We start from the raw sequence: 18,945 nt of genomic DNA, 5'->3' as shown, positions 1-18,945 counted from the left end.
ACGCAGGGACCGGGTCATTTGCCTACCTTCCATGCCAAATCCTTCGGTCCAGTTCCGACCGGAGATTCAATCGGTGGGAATTCCGGTTGGCTTTCCGCATCCGTTGGTGGGTCAGCTTTTTCGATCTTCACTTTCAGGTCGAACCAGGCTGCCTGGCCGGTGATCGGGTCAGAGTTTGCCCACCGCAGACCATCGCCCTTGGGCGGCAGCAGTTCGTGGATCAGGTGGTTCAGCAGGAAGCCCTTGGTGGCCTCGGGCGCGTCGTCTTGCAGCGCCCATGCGCCTTTGCGTTTGCCAATGGCGTTCCAGGTCCAGACGGTGTTTTCGTTCAGGGCCGCCATTTCCATGACCGGCACCGTGATCTCGCCATGCGGCGAGGTCACCTTGGCCCAATCACCGTCGCTCAGGCCATTCTCGCGCATCAGCTTAGTCGGAACATAAAGTGGGTTGCGGCCGTGCAACTGGCGCAGCCATGCGTTCTGGGTTCCCCAGCTGTGATACATTGCCATGGGGCGCTGGGTCAGAGCGTTGACAGTAAAGCCTTCGTTGCCGGTCTGGTCGGTCTCGTACCAGATGGGCATCGGGTCCAATGTCTCTTTGATGCGTTCCCGCAGGTGTTCCGGGGGCTGACGTTCGCCATGGCCTTCGGCGGCAAGCTGGAATTTGCGCATCGGCTCGGAATACAGCTGGAACAGGTATGGCTGCGGGCTGTCATAGATGCCCATGCCGACAGCCCAATCCTGATAGGCTGCGTTCCATGGTTTGTAGTAATCCGCGCCCTCGGGGATATGGGCCACGTAGAAGCCGCCGTTTTCGATATAGCGGTTCAACTGATCGGGGTTGACCTCACCCCGGCCTTCCTTGTCGCCGTTTTCACCACGGAAACCGGCAAGTGGGCCGATGCCGGGCTTGCGCTCGTGATTGACGATATAGTCGGCGTAATCTGTCCATTTGGCGCTGCCGTCTTCATTGGTGAAGCCCGGCAGGCCCAAGCGGTTGGCCAGTTCGACAAGCGCTGACTGGAAGCCTTTGACGTCCCGGTCGGGTTCAATCACAGGCCAGCGGATTGCGTCGGCTGCCGCGTCTGCTTCGCAGATCGGGCGATCGAGCAGCGAGATACAGTCGTGGCGTTCTAGATAGGTGGTATCCGGCAGGATCAAGTCGGCATAGGCCACCATTTCCGACGAATAGGCGTCGGAGTAGATGATATGAGGGATTACATAATCGCCGTTCTCATCCTTGTCCGTCAGCATTTCCATGACACCTTTGGTGTTCATGGATGAGTTCCAGGACATGTTGGCCATGTACATGAACAGCGTGTCGATCTTGTAGGGATCGCCCGCATGTGCGTTCGAGATCACCATATGCATCAGCCCGTGGCTGGACATCGGGTTGTCCCATGTGAACGCCTTGTCGATCCGCGCCGGGCTGCCGTCTGCCTTCAGCGCCAGATCCTCTGGCCCTTGAACGAAGCCTAGATGCGGGCCGTCGAGCGGCGTATTCGGGGTCACCTTGCAGTGCGGTCTCGGGTGCGCCTCAACCGGTTTGGGATAGGGCGGCTTGAAGCGGAAGCCACCGGGGACTTCGACTGTGCCGAGGATGATCTGCAACACGTGCAGTGCGCGGCAGGTCTGGAAGCCATTGGCATGGGCCGAGACACCGCGCATCGAATGCATGGCAACCGGGCGGCCGATCATCTTGGTGTGTTTTTCGCCGCGGAAATCGGTCCATTCGCGCTCCAGCTCGAACGCCTCGTCAAAAGCAACGCGGGCCAACTCGCCCGCGATGGCGCGGATACGGGTGGCGGGGATGCCGCACTGCTCGGCGATGTTCTCGGGCGCGTATTCGTCGCTGAGGTAGCGTTCAGCCATCAGATGGAACACGGGCCGGTGGGTGACGCCATCCTTCTCAAAGGTCGCCGACAGGTCGGGGCGGACACCCGGTTTGTCAAACGCCGTCAGCTCGCCCGTGTTGCGATCAACAACCAGCGGCTTGCCATTCTCATCGCGCAGGAACAGACCCTTGGTGGGGCCTTCGGACGCGTCGACCAGAACCGGCGCGTTGGTGTAACGGCTGAGATAGTCCAGATCGATCTTGCCGGCCTTCATCAGCACGTGGATCATCGACAGGATGAACAAACCATCCGTGCCGGGAGTGATCCCGACCCAATCATCAGCCACCGCGTTGTAGCCCGAGCGGATCGGGTTGACGCCGATCACCCGTGCGCCACGGGCTTTGATCTTGCCGATGCCCATCTTGATTGGGTTGCTGTCGTGATCTTCGGCAACACCGAACAGCATGAACAGCTTGGTGTGATCCCAGTCAGGCTGGCCGAATTCCCAGAACGCACCGCCCATCGTATAGATGCCGCCCGCAGCCATGTTGACGGAACAGAAGCCACCGTGTGCTGCATAGTTACAGGTGCCGAAATTCTGCGCCCAAAAGCTGGTAAAGCTTTGGCTTTGGTCCCGACCGGTGAAGAAGGCCAGTTTTTCGGGGTTATCCTCGCGGATCGGCTTGAGCCAGCCAACGGCGATGTCCAGCGCCTCGTCCCAACTGATCTCTTCGAACTTGCCCGAACCACGTGGACCGACGCGTTTCAGTGGGGCGCGCAGACGCGAAGGGGCATTGACCTGCATGATCCCTGCCGAGCCCTTGGCGCACAAGACGCCCTTGTTAACCGGGTGATCGCGGTTGCCTTCGATATAGGCAACCTTGCCGTCCTTCATGTGTACGTTGATGCCGCAGCGACAGGCGCACATGTAGCACGTTGTTTTTCTGACCTCGTCAGAGACCTTGGGAGAGGTATTAATGATTGGCTGGTTCATTTCTGGTCCCTGTGGCTTTTGATCCGATTATTCTCATGAGCAGAGATCAATCGGAACAGTATTTCGCTTTAGCCGGATTTACGAGGCGTCTGTCCGGGTTTTGGATGTTTCTGCTTGCACGGCCGTAACCGCGATCATGTGCAGAACGTCCTCGGCGGAGCATCCGCGTGAAAGGTCGTTGGCCGGTTTCGCCAGCCCCTGAAGGACCGGGCCGATTGCTTCGGCACCCCCAATACGCTGCGCGATCTTGTAGCCAAGGTTGCCTGCGTCGAGGTTCGGGAACACAAAGACATTTGCCTCGCCGCGCAGGGGCGAATCCTTGGCTTTCTTTGCAGCCACCTCGGGGACGAACGCAGCGTCAAACTGCAGCTCGCCGTCGATCAACAGATCGGGATCAGCCGATTTTGCAAGCTGCGTGGCCTCACTGACCTTCGTGACCTTCGGATGATTGGCGCTGCCGCCGGTGGAAAAGGACAGCATCGCAACGCGGGGTGTCTCATGCGTCAGTGCCTTGAAAGACGCAGCAGATGCCCGGGCGATTTCGGCCAGTTCCTGTTCGTTCGGATCAACGACCAGGCCGCAATCGGCAAAGATATGCGCTCCACGGACCGTGTGGTGATCGCGGCAGTAGAGCATCAGGAAAAAGCTGGAAACCATGGCCGCGTCGGGCGCTTTGCCGATGATCTGCAAAGCAGCGCGCACTGTGGCCGACGTGGTCTCAACAGCTCCGCCGACGGTTCCGTCGGCATTACCGGTATGAACCAGCATCGCGGCATAGTTCAGGCGGTGTTTGATTTCTTCAGCGGCCTTTTCAGGCGTCATGCCCTTGTGCTTGCGCCGCTCGAAAAGCTCAGCTGCAAACGCTTCGGCAAGGGGAGAGTCCGATGGATCGTGGATTTCGATGCCGTCGACATCCTGACCAGCCTGTTCGGCCAGCAGGGCAGTTACTTTGGCTTTGTCGCCAACCAGAATGATGCGTGCGACACCTTCCTTGCGGGCCTTCAAAGCACCTTCAACAACACGTGGATCATCGCCCTCAGCGAGGGCGATGATCTTGTCGGAGCTGCTGGCAGCTCCGAGAATTGTGCGCAATGGCTTCACGCGATTATGCCCCGACCGACGTATTCATGTCAGCCGCGTCGATACCGGCAACACGGACCGGCTTTTTCATGGCGTCGCGACGGAAAGGATCGCCCAGTTCCTGGTTGATCATGGCTTCGATCAGAGTGGTGATGCCATTTTTCTGGTCGATGATCGCCTGGTTCAGGGCCGCGGTCAGCTCGTCCTGAGTGCGTGCAACGACGCCTTTCAGACCACATGCGGTTGCGATACCGGCATAAGAGACCTGTTGGTCCAGCTCGGTGCCAACAAAGTTGTCGTCGAACCACAGGGTCGAGTTACGCTTTTCAGCGCCCCACTGGTAGTTGCGGAAAACGATCTGGGTCACGGCGGGCCATTCTTCGCGGCCAATCGCGGTCAATTCGTTCACAGCGATACCAAATGCGCCGTCACCCGAGAAGCCGACAACCGGAACGTCCGGGCAACCAATTTTCGCGCCAACAACGGCAGGCAGGCCGTAACCACAGGGGCCAAACAAGCCAGGTGCCAGGTACTTGCGGCCTTCTTCGAAGGACGGGTACGCGTTACCGATGGCGCAGTTGTTGCCGATATCGGACGAGATGATTGCCTCGGTCGGCAGCGCCGCTTGAATTGCGCGCCATGCCATGCGGGGGCTCATCCAGTCGGGCTTGGCGGCACGTGCACGCTCGTTCCAGGTGGTGCCCGGATCGTCGTTCTCGTGGGTCAGGGAGCTCAGTTCTTGCGCCCAAGCCGATTTGGTGGTGGCGATCAGGTTCTTGCGGTCTTCGCGACCTGCTTCACCGGCGTTGTCGCCCAGACGTTCCAGCAGACCTTCGGCCACTTTCTTGGCGTCGCCGACGATGCCAACGGTCACGTCTTTGGTCAGGCCGATACGATCAGGGTTCAGGTCAACCTGAATGATCTTGGCATCGGTCGGCCAGTAGTTGATGCCGTAGCCAGGCAAGGTCGAGAACGGGTTCAGACGAGTGCCCAGAGCCAGAACAACGTCCGCTTTGGCGATCAGTTCCATACCGGCTTTTGAACCGTTATAGCCCAGCGGACCGGCAAACAGCGGGTGCGAGCCGGGGAAGGCGTCGTTGTGCTGATAGCCAACGCAGACCGGTGCGGTCAGACGTTCAGCCAGATCGGCGGACGCAGGGATCGCGCCGGACAGAACAACGCCAGCACCGTTCAGGATGACCGGGAATTTGGCGTCGGACAACAGGGCCGCGGCTTCGTCCAGTGCTTCGTTGCCACCAGCGGTCGCTGCGAATTCGACGATCTTGGGTAGTTCGACGTCGATGACCTGAGTCCACATGTCGCGCGGGATGTTCATCTGAGCAGGTGCTGAAGCACGCTTGGCTTGCAGGATGACGCGGTTCAGAACTTCGGCGACACGGCTGGGGTCACGCAGTTCTTCCTGGTAGGCAACACAGTCCGCAAACATGCGCATCTGTTCCATTTCCTGGAAGCCACCCTGGCCGATGGTCTTGTTGGCTGCCTGCGGAGTGATCAGCAGAACCGGGGTGTGGTTCCAGTATGCGGTTTTAACGGCAGTCACAAAGTTGGTGATGCCGGGGCCGTTCTGCGCGATCATCATCGACATCTTGCCGGTGGCACGGGTGTAGCCGTCCGCCATCATGCCGCCCGAACCTTCGTGGGCGCAGTCCCAGAAATTGATGCCTGCGGCCGGGAAGATATCCGAAATCGGCATCATGGCCGAACCGATGATACCGAACGCATGTTCGATACCGTGCATTTGCAGAACCTTAACAAAGGCCTCTTCAGTGGTCATTTTCATCTGAGTGTTCTCCGCACAATTGAAGAAAGGTTCGGGCACAGCACCCGCCTTTGATACGGTTTTGGCGCAAGGGGCGAAGCGGCGTTAGGGCCAGAACGTTAGGCGGGATATGTCCAGAGTTGTGCTAGGCGGAACGGATGGCATCCGCGATCAGTTTAACGCCCGGCCCGATGCGGTCTCGGCCAATGGACGAGTATCCAAGGCGATAGAAGTTGCGCGGTTGGTGCAACCCATTGAAGAACGAGGCGCCTGGTTCGATGTGCACGCCCTGGCTCTGCAGCTTTTTGGCAAGTTTGGTCGTGTCCACACGATCGGGGGCCGACATCCAAAGCGACGACCCGCCCATGATTCCGCGTCCGGCAACGGTAAGCCCGTACTGTTCGACCGCGCTGTCCAACGCTTCGCGTCGCCGGGCAAGGGTCTTCGACATACGTCGAATCTGAGCATCATAATGGCCTAGGGACAGGAAATAGGCCGCGGTGCGCTGGATATGGCCCGGCGGGTGGCGCAGCACCAAAGAACGCAAGGCGCGAGCCTCGCGGATAAAGGGCTCGGACCCGACAATGTAGCCAAGGCGCAATCCGGGAAACAGCGATTTCGAGAAGCTGCCTACATAGATCACCCGTCCGTCGCGATCCATTGACTTGAGGGCCGGGGACGGGGATCCCAGAAAGGCCATTTCAAACTCGTAATCGTCCTCGACCACCATGGCGTCCAGTTCGCGGGCGCGTTTCAGCAACTCGTGGCGGCGATCGACGGGCATGGTTGCGGTCGTCGGGCTTTGATGGCTGGGGGTCGTGAAAATTACATCTGTTTCATCCGGCAACGCATCCGGGGTCAGGCCATCGCGGTCAACGGCCAGTGGTGAAACTTTGCAGTCGGAGTGATTTAGCAAATCCCGCAGTGCATAATAGCAAGGGTCTTCAATCACGGCAGTGCGGTTGCGGTTCAACAGGATGCGTGAGGCCAGCCACAGGGCGTTTTGCGCGCCCATAGTGATCAGGATCTCTTCGGGGCGGGCGGCGATTCCACGGCGCGGCAACGTGTGACGGGCGATGAATTCGATCAGCAGCGGATCATCCTGATCCATGTAGTCCCCGGTCAGGGAGGCAAAATCCTTGTGACCCAGTGCACGGACCGCGCAGAGACGCCAATTGGCGTGGTCGAACAATTTCCGATCTGCCTGACCATAGATGAAAGGGTATTTGTAATCGCGCCAATTACTGGGCTTGGGCAGCACGTCCCCGTCCGAGAACCTGCGTGCGAGGGCCGTGTCCCAGTCGACATTTTCATCGCGTTTTTGCACGGGCGAATACTTGGGTGGCACGGGCGCGTTTTGCGACACGAAATACCCCGACCGGCCTTTGGCAGTCAGGTAGTCATTGGCCAGTAGTTCCGTATACGCCAGTGTCACCGTGATCCGGCTAACACCCAGATGCGCCGCCAATTTGCGAGACGAGGGCAGCTTTTCCCCAACGTGGAACCGGCCAGACAAGATGCCTTCGGCAATCATCTGTTGGATCTGCGCCTGCAGCGTGCCCTGTCCGTTCAATTCCAGAAAGAATGTGTCGACCGATATTCCCATAGCGCCTTATAGGGTGGACTTAAGGTGAGGGCAATCTGGACTTAATCTCGTCTCGAGAATTCGTGAACAAGGCGCTTGACGAAAAAGAACGACTCACCTAAATAACTAGAAATCTAGTTTAATGGAGAAATCAGATGTGGGAAACAGCTGCAGCAGGATTCTCGGCCATGGGCTCTGAAGCGCGACTGAAGGTTCTCAAGACATTGGTTCGGGCTGGTGAGGCTGGGTTGACCGTTGGGGAAATCCAGAACCGCACAGGCATTGCCCCTTCGACATTGGCCCATCACCTGCGGTTCCTCGCGGCCGGCGGGGTCGTCGAGCAAGAGAAAATCGGGCGCGCCACCATCAACCGCGCAAATTACGAAGAATTGAGAGACCTCGCGCAGTTCATTCTTAGCGAATGCTGCGCGGACGAAGTGGGAAAGGCTGCGAACGATGGCTGAGCTGACACAAAACCCAAAGGCACCGGCAAAGGTGGCCGTTGATCTGATCAAAACCCCATGGGCGGTGATCGTGGCCATTTTGGCGCTTGTGGCCGTCCTTGACCCCGGCAATTGGGGAGAGGTTGTAACCTTTGCGGGCAAAGCCCTTGCACATACCGGCCAGTATATTCTGTTCGCCGTCTTGCTGCTGTCTTACCTCAAGGCGACCGGTGCCGAAGTGATGGTTGCGCGCGCCTTTGAGGGGCGCGAAACGCGGATGATCTTTTTGGCCGCAGTCTTCGGCGGCCTCGCACCGTTCTGTTCTTGCGAAGTCATTCCGTTCATTGCTGGTCTGCTGGCGCTTGGTGCGCCATTGTCGGCTGTCATGGCGTTCTGGCTCAGCTCGCCACTGATTGACCCACCGACCTTGTTGATCACGGCAGGCGCATTGGGTTGGCCATTTGCAATCGGCAAGGCCATTGCAGCGGTCGCATTGGGTCTGTTTGGAGGCTTTGCCGTCCGTGCCCTGATGCGAGGCGGCGCGTTTGCCCAGCCTCTGCGCGAATACAAACCGGCTGGCTGCGGATGCGGACCTAAACAGGAGGACAAACCTGTCTGGAAGTTCTGGCAGGTACCCGAGCGTCGTCAGAGCTTCCGGTCCGAGTTCATTCACAACAGCTTGTTCCTGCTTAAATGGTTGGCTCTGGCCTATGTGCTTGAGGCGTTGTTGGTCAGCTATGTGCCGGCCGATCTGATCGCGCGCGTTGTCGGCGGTGACGGTGTTGTACCCATTGTCATTGCCGCGTTGGTCGGGATGCCCGCTTACTTGAACTCCTACGTCGCGCCGCCGCTGCTGGCTGGCCTGATGGAACAAGGGATGAGCGCAGGGGCCGCGATGTCCTTCATGGTCGCGGGTGCCGTCAGTTCGATCCCGGCAATGGCCGCGGTCTGGTCATTGGTCAAACCACGGGTCTTTGCGACCTATCTGGGGCTGGGGATCACTGGGGCCATCACCGCTGGCATTCTGTTCCAGATGATCTGAAACCAAAGCCGCCCGGTGTTCTTACCGGGCGGCTTTACTTATCCTGCTTCGCAGTGGCGCGGCAGTTTGAACCGATACCGAGCCTCGCCACTGTCCACGTACACACGCTTTTCGATGCATGCCGTGGTGCCAACGGTTTGTGAGACCGGAGCGTCGGTCGAAGTGACCGAGGTCGCAGACCCGTCCGGCAGTCGGACCGAAGCAATGACGCCGTTCTTGAGGTCCCCGTTGATGGGTGTCGCTGACAAGACGTTGACGGTCATGAATGCCTCATGCTCGTGCTCGCCGCTGTCGTTGAAGATCAGCAAACCAGCAGCGACGGCAACAAGACCAACACCGCCTGCCACGGGCAAACCCCAGGTCTTCAGGAAGGCATAGATCGAAACGGCGCGATGCGGTCCAAATAGTTTGGAAAGAACGTTCAGCATGGTTTTCTCGTAAAAAAGCCCCGGTCCGTTCAGGCCGGGGCTGTCTGTGCTTTAGGGGCGCGGATCGTCTTCGTCTTCGTCGTCGGCACCGCCTTTGGGCAGGTTGAAGAAGCTGTCCGCGTCGAGGATTGGTTCTTCTTCTTTCTCTTCCGCAGGCTCGTCCGACAGCGAGAATGTTTCCAGACCTTCGATGGCAGTCGGGATCTTCGGCGCCGCGTCCATTTCCAGCGACTGTTCGGTCGAGACCAGCTTGCGGCGCTCGTCATCGCTCATGACGCCACCTTCGGCAGCTTTCTTTGCTGCGGCCTTCTGCACGATCGCGTCCAGCTCGGACTGTTTGCACAGACCTAGCGCAACGGGGTCGATCGGCTGCATATTGGAGATGTTCCAATGGGTCCGTTCACGGATCGACTGGATGGTTGGCTTGGTGGTGCCCACCAGCTTGGCGATCTGACCGTCGCTGAGTTCTGGGTGGAATTTGACCAGCCACAGGATCGAGTTCGGACGGTCCTGACGCTTGGATAGCGGGGTATAGCGCGGACCGCGACGCTTTTCCTCGCCGCTTGCAGCGGGGTTGAACTTGAGCTTCAGCTTGTGCAGCGGGTTGTTCTGCGCGGTGTCGATCTCGTCCTGGGTCAGCTGGTTGTTGGCGATGGGGTCAAAGCCTTTCACGCCAGCGGCCACATCGCCGTCTGCGATGCCCTGCACCTCAAGCTCGTGCATGCCTACGAAATCCGCGATCTGCTTGAAGCTGATCGTGGTGTTGTCCACCAGCCATACGGCTGTTGCCTTGGCCATAAGCGGTTTTGCCATCAGCCCGTCTCCTATAAATACATCTTTCCCGTCGCCGGAATTCGGCGGCCCCTTTTTTGGGGCAGGTTTCCGTTGTCGGGGAACTTGGTCCGTATATAGTCGCGCCAAGGCAAGAAGGGAAGAGGCGAATGCGCTGGGTTGTTTTGGGGCTGGTTTCGTGGGTTTTTGGTGCAATGGCGGCGCTGGGCGATGGCGAAAAAGCGGGCGAGTTTGACTACTATGTCTTGTCGCTTAGCTGGTCGCCCAACTGGTGCGCCCGCGAAGGCGACGCGCGCGGATCGGATCAATGCGACACCCGGCATGACCATGGCTGGATCCTGCATGGTCTGTGGCCTCAGTACCATCAGGGTTGGCCCGCCTTCTGCCGCACGCCCGAGGCGCCGCCATCGCGCGCTAATTCCCGCAAAATGACCGATATTCAGGGTAGTTCCGGTCTGGCGTGGCATCAGTGGAAAAAGCACGGCACCTGCTCGGGTCTCAGCGCGTCCGACTATTATGCGCTGTCCCGGCAGGCGTATGAGGCGGTTGAGCGTCCTCGGGTATTCCGCAAGCTGGATGCCTCGGTCAAATTACCTGCATCGGTCGTGGAAGAAGCCTTTCTGAAAGCCAACCCCGGCCTTGAGCGCGACATGATCACTGTGACCTGCAAGCAGGGCTATATAGAAGAGGTCCGCCTGTGCCTGTCGCGCGACCTTGAACCCGTGCCTTGTGGGCGAGACGTGATCCGAGATTGTACCGCCAAAGACGCCCTGTTTGATCCGATTCGTTAGAGCTTATTGTTCTGGCAGTCCCGGGCATATTCCAGCGCTTTGGCCGTGCCTTTTAGATCAATCGCCATCACCGTCTCACCCGCAGGGTTGTAAACCGTCATAGTCTTGTTCTGCGCAATCGCATTCACGAAGCTGCGGTCGGTGAAAAACACGGTTGCGCCTGGCACATCGCGCTGATTGAAGCCGATGGCAGTGGCGTCATAGCTTTTGCCGTCCAGATCGAACCGGATCGGATAACTCTCGCCCTGTTTGATGTCGCCCCACGCCTTGTTGTAGACGGCGAAATACCCGCGATTGTCCAGCGCGTCATAGCCCAGCCGCACGACTGAGAGATCCTGATAGATCGTCTGGATCAAGCACCCGTTGCCAAGCGCGGGGTCCATCATGATGTTCCAACCTTCGACAAAGCCTTTGTCGATGAGTTGTTGTGACAGGGCGGATGATGCGGTGAATGCGGCGAAGACAAGGGCGAGAATACGGGTCATTGAAAGCTCCGGACAAAACAGGGCAATTCCCGGTGAGGAAGGTTATTAGGTCTGAGATACCTACTAGATCTTATCACACCAAGAGGTTTTGTGTGACAAGCGGTGTGCACTTGTTGGTGCAGGTTTTTTGCTTAATTTGGCGACCTAAGCTGTAGTTGTGTCTGGCGGGAGACCGATTTCATGAATCGTGAAATGACCAAACTGTTGCGCAAGAGATGCGCTTCAATTCAATTTTTATTGTCAGAAAACAGCCCCCTGCGCGGTGAGTTCGAAGGAGGCAATGAGATTTCCCTTCTTACCGATGGCTCGATATTTCCACATGTCGCCCAGCATGAAGAATGGAGCTTCAACGAAACCAGGTTTATCGGGCAAGCCTGTCCAACTGGACCCTATCACCTAATCGATATCGGTGCGAATGTCGGTCTTTTTTCCCGGCAGGTCTTGATCAACTACCCTCAGGTAATATCAGCATCATGTTTTGAACCTAGCCCGGATAATACGGAGCATCTGAAGCGCAACCTCAAAGCGATGCCCATGGTGTCGGTTTTCGACTTTGGCTTAGGGCAATCAGACGGTGAACTGGCATTTTACAAAGACAGCGTAAATGGTGGGAATTTTTCCTTCAATCGAAACGCCGTGGCCGGCCGTGAGCATCAGGTCATCGTCGCCAAAATCAGAAGAATAACTGAGGGGCTGTTAGATAAATGCATGGGGGACGAGGCCAGTGACCGACGCCTGATTTGGAAATCCGACACACAGGGGCTGGACGAGGCATTGATGAGTGAATTGCCCGAAAGCTTCTGGCAGCGCGTTGATCTGGCTTGTTTTGAAGGATGGAGGATAGACAAGCCGTCTCATGACGAACAGGCTTTTCGAAACATCCTAAACAGCTTTGAATACGTGTATATTATTGGGTCGCGCAACAAAAGGCTGCGACGCATTAGCAGCTCAAGGTGTATTAGTTACTTGTCCGGAAGAGACCGCAAATGGGCAGACTTCTATCTGTCTCGGGTGGAATTGCACTAAAAGTAGCTTTGCTCAGGTTAAACCTCTGTGCGCTCTGACCGTAGCTTGGTTACCTACAGTTCTTTCCTTGCCCGCAGCGCAGCGGTAATCGTCCCATCATCCAGATAGTCCAACTCGCCCCCAATCGGCACACCCTGCGCCAGTGAAGTCAGACGGACCTGTCCCTCCAACTGATCGGCAATGTAATGGGCTGTGGTCTGGCCGTCGACGGTCGCGTTCAGCGCCAGAATGACTTCGGTGATCCCTTCGGCCATCACCCGATCCTTTAGACGGGGGATGCGAAGCTCGTCCGGTCCGACGCCGTCCAAGGCGGACAGCGTGCCGCCCAGAACGTGATAGCGACCCTTGAAAACTGCAGCGCGTTCCATCGCCCAGAGGTCGGCGACGTCTTCGACCACGCACAATTCTCCGGTCGCGCGATCCTCGCTATCGCAGATGTCGCAGATATCGGTGGTGCCCACGTTGCCGCAATTCAGGCATTCGCGGGCGGTGGCGGCCACCTGCTGCATTACGTCCGACAGGGGCGTCAGCAGCAGGGTGCGTTTTCGGATCAGGTGCAGCACCGCGCGGCGAGCCGAACGGGGGCCGAGGCCCGGCAGTTTGGCCATCAGGTCGATCAGATTGTCGATATCGCTGTTCGAACTCACGGCGTGCGCTCCTGCAAAAGGGCCGGGCAGTTGTGCCCGGCCTTTGGGTCGTCAGGAGTGTCTATCAGAACGGCAGCTTGATGTCTGCGGGCAGACCCATGCTTTCGGTCAGCCTTGCCATCTCTGCCTGAGAGCGCTCGGCCGCTTTGGTTTGCGCGTCCTTGATAGCGGCCAGAATCAGATCTTCGACAACTTCCTTATCGTCGCCATTGAAAATCGACGGATCGATGTCCAGACCCTTCAGCTCGCCTTTTGCTGTGGCGGTGGCCTTCACTAGCCCTGCACCGGATTCGCCTACAACCATCAGGTTGTTCAGCTCTTCCTGCATGTCCGTCATCTTGGTCTGCAAATCCTGTGCGGATTTCATCATCTTGGCCATATCGCCCAGACCGCCGAGTCCTTTGAGCATTTCTTTTCTCCTGCAAATCGGTTTGCCGCCTAAATACGGATGCTGCCGGTAGGGTACAAGGGGAGAGCTTTTCCCGCCCGTCGTCAAGGTCTTTGGCAAGACCTTTCCTCCCGTTGGGCCCGGCAGCGCGGGAGTGTTTCCGCTTTGGTCGCTCGGATCAATCCTCCTCGAACGGATCCCATTCGTCTTCGACCTCCGGCAGGGCTTCGGTTTCGACCTTGGCGGCGCGTTCTTCCGGGGTTTCGATCCGCTTGATGCGCGCTTTTGGAAACTGCATCAGAACGGCTTGAACCAGTGGGTGTTGTTCGGCCTGTGCTTTCAACGCCAGATCAGCCGCGTCTCGTACCTCGGCGATTGTTGCTGCGTCCCCGTCGGCCACAATTGAGACGGCCCATCGGTTTCCGGTCCAGCGTTGCAAGGCCGAACCAAGCCTTTGCGCCAGATCGGTCGGCGCTTTGTCCGTCGGCGTGAACTCGATTCGTCCCGGGGAATACGAGACGAGACGCACGCCGTTTTCGACCTCAACCAACAGTTTTACATCCCGGTTCGTGCGGATCAGTTCGACCACGTATTCGAAGGTTGGATAGTGTGCCAGCGCGGTCTGGACGTCCTGGGCAAGCGCTGCAGTGGGCGCCCCTGCAGGCCCGCGTTGCGCCGAGAGATGCGCAGAGGACGTCGCCTGTGCAGGTGCATGAGTTGGCACAGCCACACCTCCGCCAGGTCCCCCGCTTGGTGGGGGGGGAGGTGCATCCTGTAGTCGTTTGATAAGCTCTTCGGGGCTTGGCAAATCGGCCACATGGGTCAGACGAATGATTGCCATTTCGGCGGCCATCATCGCGTTGGGTGCTGCAGAGACCTCCTCCAGCGCTTTCAGCAACATCTGCCACATGCGTGTCAACACCCGCATCTGCAGCGCCTCGGCCATCTGTTGACCCCGTGCGCGTTCATCCGGTGAAACGGTGGGGTCATCGGCGGCATCGGGCGTGATTTTGACCACGGAAACCCAATGGGTGATCTCGGCCAGATCGCGCAGAACAGCCAGCGGATCGGCCCCTTCGGCATACTGGCCGCTCAACTCAGTCAATGCCCCAGCCGCATCGCCACGCAGAATCATGTCCATCAGATCCAGAACGCGCCCGCGATCTGCAAGGCCCAACATTGCCCGAACCTGATCGGCGCTTGTTTCCCCTGCACCATGTGAGATCGCCTGATCCAACAGCGAGGTCGCATCGCGCGCAGATCCTTCGGCCGCGCGTGTGATCAAAGCCAGCGCGTCTTCTGCGATCTGTGCGTTTTCCGCTGCGGCGATTTTGTTGAGCAGACCGATCATGTCCTCAGGTTCGATCCGGCGCAGGTCGAACCGCTGACAGCGGGACAGTACGGTCACCGGCACCTTGCGAATTTCGGTCGTCGCAAAGATGAACTTCACATGCTCGGGCGGTTCCTCGAGCGTTTTGAGCAGCGCATTGAAGGCGCTGGTCGACAGCATGTGAACTTCGTCGATGATGTAAATCTTATAACGCGCACTGGCGGCACGATATCGGACACTGTCGATAATCTCGCGAATGTCGTTCACACCGGTCCGGCTGGCGGCGTCCATCTCCATCACGTCGACATGGCGTCCTTCCATGATGGCAACGCAATGCTCGCACTGACCACAAGGTTCGGTCGTTGGTTTGCCTTCACCATCGGGACCGATGCAGTTCATACCTTTGGCGATAATCCGGGCGGTGGTGGTTTTGCCGGTGCCGCGAATACCGGTCATGATAAAGGCCTGCGCGATCCGATCCGCTTCGAACGCGTTTTTCAGCGTGCGCACCATTGCGTCCTGTCCAACCAGATCTGCAAAGGTTTCAGGGCGGTACTTGCGGGCAAGAACCTGATAGGCGGGGCTGGGCGTTTCGGTCATGTCTGCTCTGTCAGATTCGTGTCAGAAATGCAGCGTAGAGACCCGGGCCGCCCGCGTCCACAGCAGGCTTTGTGGAATTTCGGTTTGGACCGCGTCTGTAAGCGGGATAAACCGGCTGTCAAAATTTGGTGGGCCGGTGGCAGTAGGAGCATAAGCTTTGGCAAAATTTGCAATCTACGCGCTGCCTGTTGGCTCAGGCACCATGGCGCTGTCCCCTTTGCCTGGCGGCGGCGGTGGGTATGTGGACGATTTGAGGGTGATACAGGACTGGAACCCCGATCTGGTGATTTCAATGACCACCGAGGCCGAGATGCAGCAGATCGGCGCAGGCGGTTTTGGTCGAGACGTTCAAAGCAGGTCCGCTACCTGGGTGCATCTTCCGGTCGAGGATTTTGGCACGCCGCCCCTGCCAATCGAAACTCTTTGGCCCCAAGCCAGCGCAGCCGCCCGGCAGGTTCTGTCCGACGGTGGACGCGTGCTGGTGCATTGCCGGGGCGGTTGTGGGCGGTCGGGGATGGTCGCGCTGAGGCTCATGGTGGAAAGCGGTGAAGATCCAAACCACGCGCTAAACCGGCTGCGCTTGGCCCGACCATGTGCGGTGGAAACGGATGAGCAGATGGCTTGGGCCATGAAACCGGCCCAGAGCGATCGGTGAACTAGGATCAGGCCGTGGCTTGTTGAACAACCTGATGCGATGGACGCGGTGCAAGGGACGATGCCTGAAGCATGGCGCAAGGCAAGGCCGCCAAAACACCAGCAGGCAGAGTGGAAAAGTCAGGGTTGAACATCATATCGGCGTATTCGTCCAACGTGTCGGCCGAGTCGCCCGTGTTTGCCCCGCAATAGACCCTGATCCGGGCCGGGCTGGCGCGAAACCGTGCGGTGCAACCCTCATCGCAATGGGTCAGTTCGCTGGAGCCGTCCACCTCAAATTCGCTGGTCGTCATTGGTTGTGCTGTTGCCATCGCCTCGGCCAATGACCGAGCCATTTGGGCCAATGCGGGGCAGGTTTTCCCCGTTTTCTGGCACAGGGTGGCGGTGAATTCGTGGGTCGTTGTCTTCCAGATCATAATGCGCCCTCCGCGCGGTGAGCGGGGGACGTGGAACAGGGAACTCAGCGTACTGAAGGCCTGCCCGGACACCCCGCCCGAGTTTCGGTTTTTACTTTGATGGCAGGTCTCCTGACTTGCGGGTCATTGCTTTGCCGACCTTCCCAGCCTTTCGGCCAGTGGTATTTCGGCATTGCTTACCGCTTACAGTTGCGGGGGCAGTCGCGGCCTTGGTCCGTTCCGGCTTTGCCGGGCTGGACCGCACCGAGTTCCCTTTTCATCCCGCCCCAATATAAGGACGAGAACCATCACCTCATCGCTAGCGGTTGTAGGTGGCTTGAGTCAAGCGGGCTGTTTTCCATCGTTCAAGTGGACGCTTGGTCACTTTGAAAATCTGTTGACTCTAGTCGCGCAAAAGCGCCGATATGCCATATGTGAACCGAATAGTTCAGATGCTTGCGAGGGCACCATGTTGGACAACACTCCGGTCGTTTTGACCGAAGACTTCACGTTTTCTGCCGGAGAGGCCGAACTGTCGGCACGGCTGTATATGCCTGCCTCGGCACCTGATGTGGCGGTTGTAGTCCATGCAGCCACAGGCGTACCGCGCGACTATTACCAGCATTTTGCGCGGTGGTTGGTGGAAGAACAGGGTATGGCCTGTCTGACCTATGACTATCGCGATTTTGGCCACTCTCTACACGGGCGCCTGCGCGATTCGCAGGCCACGATGGCTGACTGGGCGTTGATCGACATGCCCGCTGCTCGCGCTGAAATGCGACGCAGATTTCCCGCCGCCCAGCAGTGGAGCATTGGCCATTCGGTGGGTGGAATGCTGGGGCCAATTCAGCCCGATATTGAGCAGATCGACCGGATGATCTGTGTCTGTTCAGGTTTGGTGACGTTATCCGACCACCCCTGGCCGTATCGCGCACTGGCGACAATGTTCTGGTATGCCCACCCGCCATTGCTGGTTAAGGCATTGGGATACCTGCCGGGCAAGGCACTTGGGTTCGGCTCGGACCTTCCGGCACGTGTCTACTGGCAGTGGCGCAAATGGTGCACCGCTGCGCTGAGCTACGTGCCGGATATCGGCAAAAGCCTTCCAGACGCCCGTTGGGCTGCGTCGGAAACACCCGTTGATCTGTTCACAATGGACGATGATCAGGTGGTGCCGCCGAACGCGGTTTGGCGCTTGGCCGATCTTTACGGTCCCAAAGCCCGCCGGCATCAGTTGTCGCCGAAGGACTTTGGATTGGCCGAGGTTGGCCACATCGGCGCATTTGCGCGCCGAAATGCGGCCATATGGCCCCGGTTGATCGCCTGAGCCGGTACTTACAGCTTTTTGCGGGATTTCTTGTCCTGCTTCACCGATCGTACCATTTTACCAAAGGCCTTGTCGCGCGCGCGAGACTGCGCCACGGTTTCCGAGTTCCTTTCATCTTCGCGCCGCAGTTTTCGCCAACGCTCTAGCCGCTCTGTGTCAAGGGATCCGATGGAAATCGCATCCTGCACAGCGCATCCCGGCTCGGCCTGATGCTGACAATCGGAAAAGCGGCAGGTTTGGGCCAATTCCAGAATGTCGGAAAAGACCTCATCGACGCCATCTTGTGCATCCAGCAACCGCAAAGCCCGCATGCCGGGTGTATCGACCAGCCAGCCTCCGTTCCGCATCGGATGCAACGCGCGGGCAGTTGTCGTGTGCCGCCCGCGCGCGTCGTTCTCGCGAATACCGGACGTTGCCTCATCCAGACCAGTCATGGCGTTGACCAATGTTGTCTTGCCGACACCGGATGAGCCAACCAATGCAGCGGTCTGTCCAGGAGGGCACCAGGACAGTACTTGCTGCACGTCCAGGGTATCCAAAGCATTGATTGCCAGTACGGTCAAAAACGGAGCCAGCGACTCGGCTGCTTTGGAGAAATTACTAGGATCGGTACAGGTATCGGCCTTGGTTAGTATGACGACCGGATAGCACCCGGCCTGATGTGCCAAAGCCAAATACCGTTCCAGCCGGGCCAGATTGAAGTCGGCATTGCAGGAACTGACGATGAACAGCACATCCACATTGGCGGCGATCAACTGGACCTCGGCCGCGGTTCCGGCAGCGCGGCGTTTCAACAGGCTGCGGCGTTCCAGCAGGTGTTGAACCCGGTTTTGATCATCCGCCAATACCCAATCTCCGACGGCAAAGTCGCCCGTCGGTTGGATCAGGGTGAGCAGAGGTGTTTCACCGTTGATGCTTGCGCCGATCAGGCGATCACGGTGAACGGCTGTGATGCGAAAGGGAGCGCATGTAGGATTGGCCGCATGTTGTGCGGCAAAGTGTGAGGACCATCCCAGGTCCGAAAGTGTAAAAGACATTGTTCTGCCTGTGTTCAGGTACAGCAAGCCGTCTGGATGGCGGTCGCGCATCCAGCGGTAACGTGTTCAGGCAGGTGTGAGAGTCGGCCTCAGAAACGCTCTGCCCAAAGGGTTTTTGCTACAATCATAAAAGCCCTCCTGCGGCTAACGGTTCAAGTAAGTGAGAGGTTGGACATCGACCCAAGCGGGGCTCGTTGTGGCTGCTTCCTTCCGGACCTGACCAGGTTGGCGAGGCGCTCGCCCGCGCCAACCTCTCGAAATTCGATATAGGGAAGACACGCAGAAAT

Annotated in this window: 18 protein-coding genes, 1 other RNA gene and 1 riboswitch; of the genes, 6 read left to right on the top strand and 13 right to left on the bottom strand. The window is 58.4% G+C overall.

All coding sequences use genetic code 11. The features are described from left to right. Positions 1 to 14: 14 nt before the first annotated feature. The 4 genes from AC2FIO_RS17910 to pdxR all read right to left on the bottom strand — a co-directional run bounded on the left by AC2FIO_RS17910 (position 15) and on the right by pdxR (position 7,294). On the bottom strand, positions 15 to 2,828 hold the full coding sequence (locus AC2FIO_RS17910) for a molybdopterin oxidoreductase family protein (RefSeq protein ID WP_496699343.1): 2,814 nt from the start codon (positions 2,826 to 2,828) through the stop codon (positions 15 to 17). 78 nt (positions 2,829 to 2,906) lie between these two features. Next, positions 2,907 to 3,929 carry a phosphate acetyltransferase gene (pta, locus tag AC2FIO_RS17905; protein WP_496699341.1) on the bottom strand — a complete coding sequence of 341 codons (1,023 nt, stop codon included), beginning with the start codon at positions 3,927 to 3,929 and terminating at the stop codon, positions 2,907 to 2,909. Positions 3,930 to 3,933: 4 nt separating this feature from the next. After that, the gene (gene xsc, locus AC2FIO_RS17900) at positions 3,934 to 5,709 is read right to left on the bottom strand and encodes a sulfoacetaldehyde acetyltransferase (RefSeq protein WP_496699339.1); all 1,776 of its coding nucleotides are present in this window, start codon (positions 5,707 to 5,709) and stop codon (positions 3,934 to 3,936) included. A gap of 124 nt (positions 5,710 to 5,833) precedes the next feature. Then, entirely contained in the window at positions 5,834 to 7,294 is a 1,461-nt protein-coding gene (gene pdxR, locus AC2FIO_RS17895; protein ID WP_058272523.1) for a MocR-like pyridoxine biosynthesis transcription factor PdxR, read from the bottom strand. A 134-nt stretch (positions 7,295 to 7,428) separates the two neighbouring features. Here pdxR and AC2FIO_RS17890 point away from each other — a divergent pair, with 134 nt between their 5' ends. Both AC2FIO_RS17890 and AC2FIO_RS17885 read left to right on the top strand, forming a co-directional pair. Beyond that, entirely contained in the window at positions 7,429 to 7,737 is a 309-nt protein-coding gene (locus AC2FIO_RS17890; protein WP_108861160.1) for an ArsR/SmtB family transcription factor, read from the top strand. Then, positions 7,730 to 8,758, top strand: a complete 1,029-nt coding sequence (locus AC2FIO_RS17885; protein WP_496699336.1) for a permease — start codon at positions 7,730 to 7,732, stop codon at positions 8,756 to 8,758. Before AC2FIO_RS17890 ends, AC2FIO_RS17885 begins: the two co-directional genes overlap by 8 nt. Positions 8,759 to 8,796: 38 nt before the next feature. On the opposite strand, the gene AC2FIO_RS17880 is transcribed toward AC2FIO_RS17885, so the two are convergent. Together AC2FIO_RS17880 and AC2FIO_RS17875 are read right to left on the bottom strand one after the other, a co-directional pair. Beyond that, positions 8,797 to 9,186: a hypothetical protein gene (locus AC2FIO_RS17880; protein WP_108861162.1), complete on the bottom strand. Its 390-nt coding sequence runs from the start codon at positions 9,184 to 9,186 to the stop codon at positions 8,797 to 8,799. 51 nt (positions 9,187 to 9,237) lie between these two features. Then, positions 9,238 to 9,999 carry a DUF1013 domain-containing protein gene (locus AC2FIO_RS17875; RefSeq protein WP_108861163.1) on the bottom strand — a complete coding sequence of 254 codons (762 nt, stop codon included), beginning with the start codon at positions 9,997 to 9,999 and terminating at the stop codon, positions 9,238 to 9,240. A gap of 128 nt (positions 10,000 to 10,127) precedes the next feature. Here AC2FIO_RS17875 and AC2FIO_RS17870 point away from each other — a divergent pair, with 128 nt between their 5' ends. Beyond that, positions 10,128 to 10,769 (top strand): ribonuclease T2 family protein, encoded by a 642-nt coding sequence (locus AC2FIO_RS17870; RefSeq protein ID WP_496699333.1) that lies wholly within the window; start codon positions 10,128 to 10,130, stop codon positions 10,767 to 10,769. Here the strand turns inward: AC2FIO_RS17870 and AC2FIO_RS17865 are convergent. After that, on the bottom strand, positions 10,766 to 11,254 hold the full coding sequence (locus AC2FIO_RS17865) for a hypothetical protein (protein WP_496699331.1): 489 nt from the start codon (positions 11,252 to 11,254) through the stop codon (positions 10,766 to 10,768). The two genes, AC2FIO_RS17870 and AC2FIO_RS17865, sit on opposite strands and share 4 nt — an antisense overlap. 180 nt (positions 11,255 to 11,434) lie before the next feature. Here AC2FIO_RS17865 and AC2FIO_RS17860 point away from each other — a divergent pair, with 180 nt between their 5' ends. Next, positions 11,435 to 12,280, top strand: coding sequence for an FkbM family methyltransferase (locus AC2FIO_RS17860; protein WP_496699329.1), 846 nt, complete (start codon positions 11,435 to 11,437; stop codon positions 12,278 to 12,280). Positions 12,281 to 12,333: 53 nt separating this feature from the next. Here AC2FIO_RS17860 and recR read toward each other — a convergent pair whose 3' ends face one another. From recR to AC2FIO_RS17845, 3 genes are all read right to left on the bottom strand, one after another. Next, positions 12,334 to 12,927: a recombination mediator RecR gene (gene recR / locus AC2FIO_RS17855; RefSeq protein WP_282120277.1), complete on the bottom strand. Its 594-nt coding sequence runs from the start codon at positions 12,925 to 12,927 to the stop codon at positions 12,334 to 12,336. A gap of 64 nt (positions 12,928 to 12,991) precedes the next feature. Continuing rightward, positions 12,992 to 13,336 carry a YbaB/EbfC family nucleoid-associated protein gene (locus AC2FIO_RS17850; RefSeq protein ID WP_108861168.1) on the bottom strand — a complete coding sequence of 115 codons (345 nt, stop codon included), beginning with the start codon at positions 13,334 to 13,336 and terminating at the stop codon, positions 12,992 to 12,994. A 157-nt stretch (positions 13,337 to 13,493) separates the two neighbouring features. Next, positions 13,494 to 15,245: a DNA polymerase III subunit gamma/tau gene (locus tag AC2FIO_RS17845; RefSeq protein WP_282120276.1), complete on the bottom strand. Its 1,752-nt coding sequence runs from the start codon at positions 15,243 to 15,245 to the stop codon at positions 13,494 to 13,496. Between the two features lie 157 nt (positions 15,246 to 15,402). Here AC2FIO_RS17845 and AC2FIO_RS17840 point away from each other — a divergent pair, with 157 nt between their 5' ends. Beyond that, entirely contained in the window at positions 15,403 to 15,900 is a 498-nt protein-coding gene (locus AC2FIO_RS17840; protein WP_496699325.1) for a protein-tyrosine phosphatase family protein, read from the top strand. Between the two features lie 7 nt (positions 15,901 to 15,907). Here the strand turns inward: AC2FIO_RS17840 and AC2FIO_RS17835 are convergent, their stop codons facing one another. Further along, the gene (locus tag AC2FIO_RS17835) at positions 15,908 to 16,315 is read right to left on the bottom strand and encodes a hypothetical protein (RefSeq protein WP_496699323.1); all 408 of its coding nucleotides are present in this window, start codon (positions 16,313 to 16,315) and stop codon (positions 15,908 to 15,910) included. Positions 16,316 to 16,399: 84 nt separating this feature from the next. Beyond that, positions 16,400 to 16,619, bottom strand: a riboswitch (cobalamin riboswitch). A 144-nt stretch (positions 16,620 to 16,763) separates the two neighbouring features. Here AC2FIO_RS17835 and AC2FIO_RS17830 point away from each other — a divergent pair. After that, on the top strand, positions 16,764 to 17,621 hold the full coding sequence (locus tag AC2FIO_RS17830) for an alpha/beta hydrolase family protein (protein WP_496699321.1): 858 nt from the start codon (positions 16,764 to 16,766) through the stop codon (positions 17,619 to 17,621). An 8-nt stretch (positions 17,622 to 17,629) separates the two neighbouring features. Here the strand turns inward: AC2FIO_RS17830 and rsgA are convergent, their stop codons facing one another. Then, a complete protein-coding gene (rsgA, locus tag AC2FIO_RS17825; protein WP_496699319.1) occupies positions 17,630 to 18,658 on the bottom strand; it encodes a ribosome small subunit-dependent GTPase A in 1,029 nt (342 codons plus the stop codon). Between the two features lie 158 nt (positions 18,659 to 18,816). Then, positions 18,817 to 18,915, bottom strand: an RNA gene (ffs, locus tag AC2FIO_RS17820) — signal recognition particle sRNA small type. Between the last annotated feature and the right edge of the window lie 30 nt (positions 18,916 to 18,945).

It is taken from the genome of Ruegeria sp. CDSB086, assembly GCF_059611065.1.
Note: the sequence above shows the minus strand (reverse complement) of the source record. Positions and strands in the feature narration are given on the sequence as shown.

Bases quoted from the DNA above. Each gene is read 5' to 3' on its own strand.
- xsc (WP_496699339.1), bottom strand. From the start codon at position 5,709: ATGAAAATGACCACTGAAGAGGCCTTTGTTAAGGTTCTGCAAATGCAC.
- AC2FIO_RS17880 (WP_108861162.1), bottom strand. From the start codon at position 9,186: ATGCTGAACGTTCTTTCCAAACTATTTGGACCGCATCGCGCCGTTTCG.
- AC2FIO_RS17845 (WP_282120276.1), bottom strand. From the start codon at position 15,245: ATGACCGAAACGCCCAGCCCCGCCTATCAGGTTCTTGCCCGCAAGTAC.
- AC2FIO_RS17885 (WP_496699336.1), top strand. From the start codon at position 7,730: ATGGCTGAGCTGACACAAAACCCAAAGGCACCGGCAAAGGTGGCCGTT.
- AC2FIO_RS17830 (WP_496699321.1), top strand. From the start codon at position 16,764: ATGTTGGACAACACTCCGGTCGTTTTGACCGAAGACTTCACGTTTTCT.
- rsgA (WP_496699319.1), bottom strand. From the start codon at position 18,658: ATGTCTTTTACACTTTCGGACCTGGGATGGTCCTCACACTTTGCCGCA.
- AC2FIO_RS17865 (WP_496699331.1), bottom strand. From the start codon at position 11,254: ATGACCCGTATTCTCGCCCTTGTCTTCGCCGCATTCACCGCATCATCC.
- AC2FIO_RS17890 (WP_108861160.1), top strand. From the start codon at position 7,429: ATGTGGGAAACAGCTGCAGCAGGATTCTCGGCCATGGGCTCTGAAGCG.
- AC2FIO_RS17835 (WP_496699323.1), bottom strand. From the start codon at position 16,315: ATGATCTGGAAGACAACGACCCACGAATTCACCGCCACCCTGTGCCAG.
- AC2FIO_RS17910 (WP_496699343.1), bottom strand. From the start codon at position 2,828: ATGAACCAGCCAATCATTAATACCTCTCCCAAGGTCTCTGACGAGGTC.
- pdxR (WP_058272523.1), bottom strand. From the start codon at position 7,294: ATGGGAATATCGGTCGACACATTCTTTCTGGAATTGAACGGACAGGGC.
- AC2FIO_RS17860 (WP_496699329.1), top strand. From the start codon at position 11,435: ATGAATCGTGAAATGACCAAACTGTTGCGCAAGAGATGCGCTTCAATT.
- AC2FIO_RS17850 (WP_108861168.1), bottom strand. From the start codon at position 13,336: ATGCTCAAAGGACTCGGCGGTCTGGGCGATATGGCCAAGATGATGAAA.
- AC2FIO_RS17870 (WP_496699333.1), top strand. From the start codon at position 10,128: ATGCGCTGGGTTGTTTTGGGGCTGGTTTCGTGGGTTTTTGGTGCAATG.
- AC2FIO_RS17875 (WP_108861163.1), bottom strand. From the start codon at position 9,999: ATGGCAAAACCGCTTATGGCCAAGGCAACAGCCGTATGGCTGGTGGAC.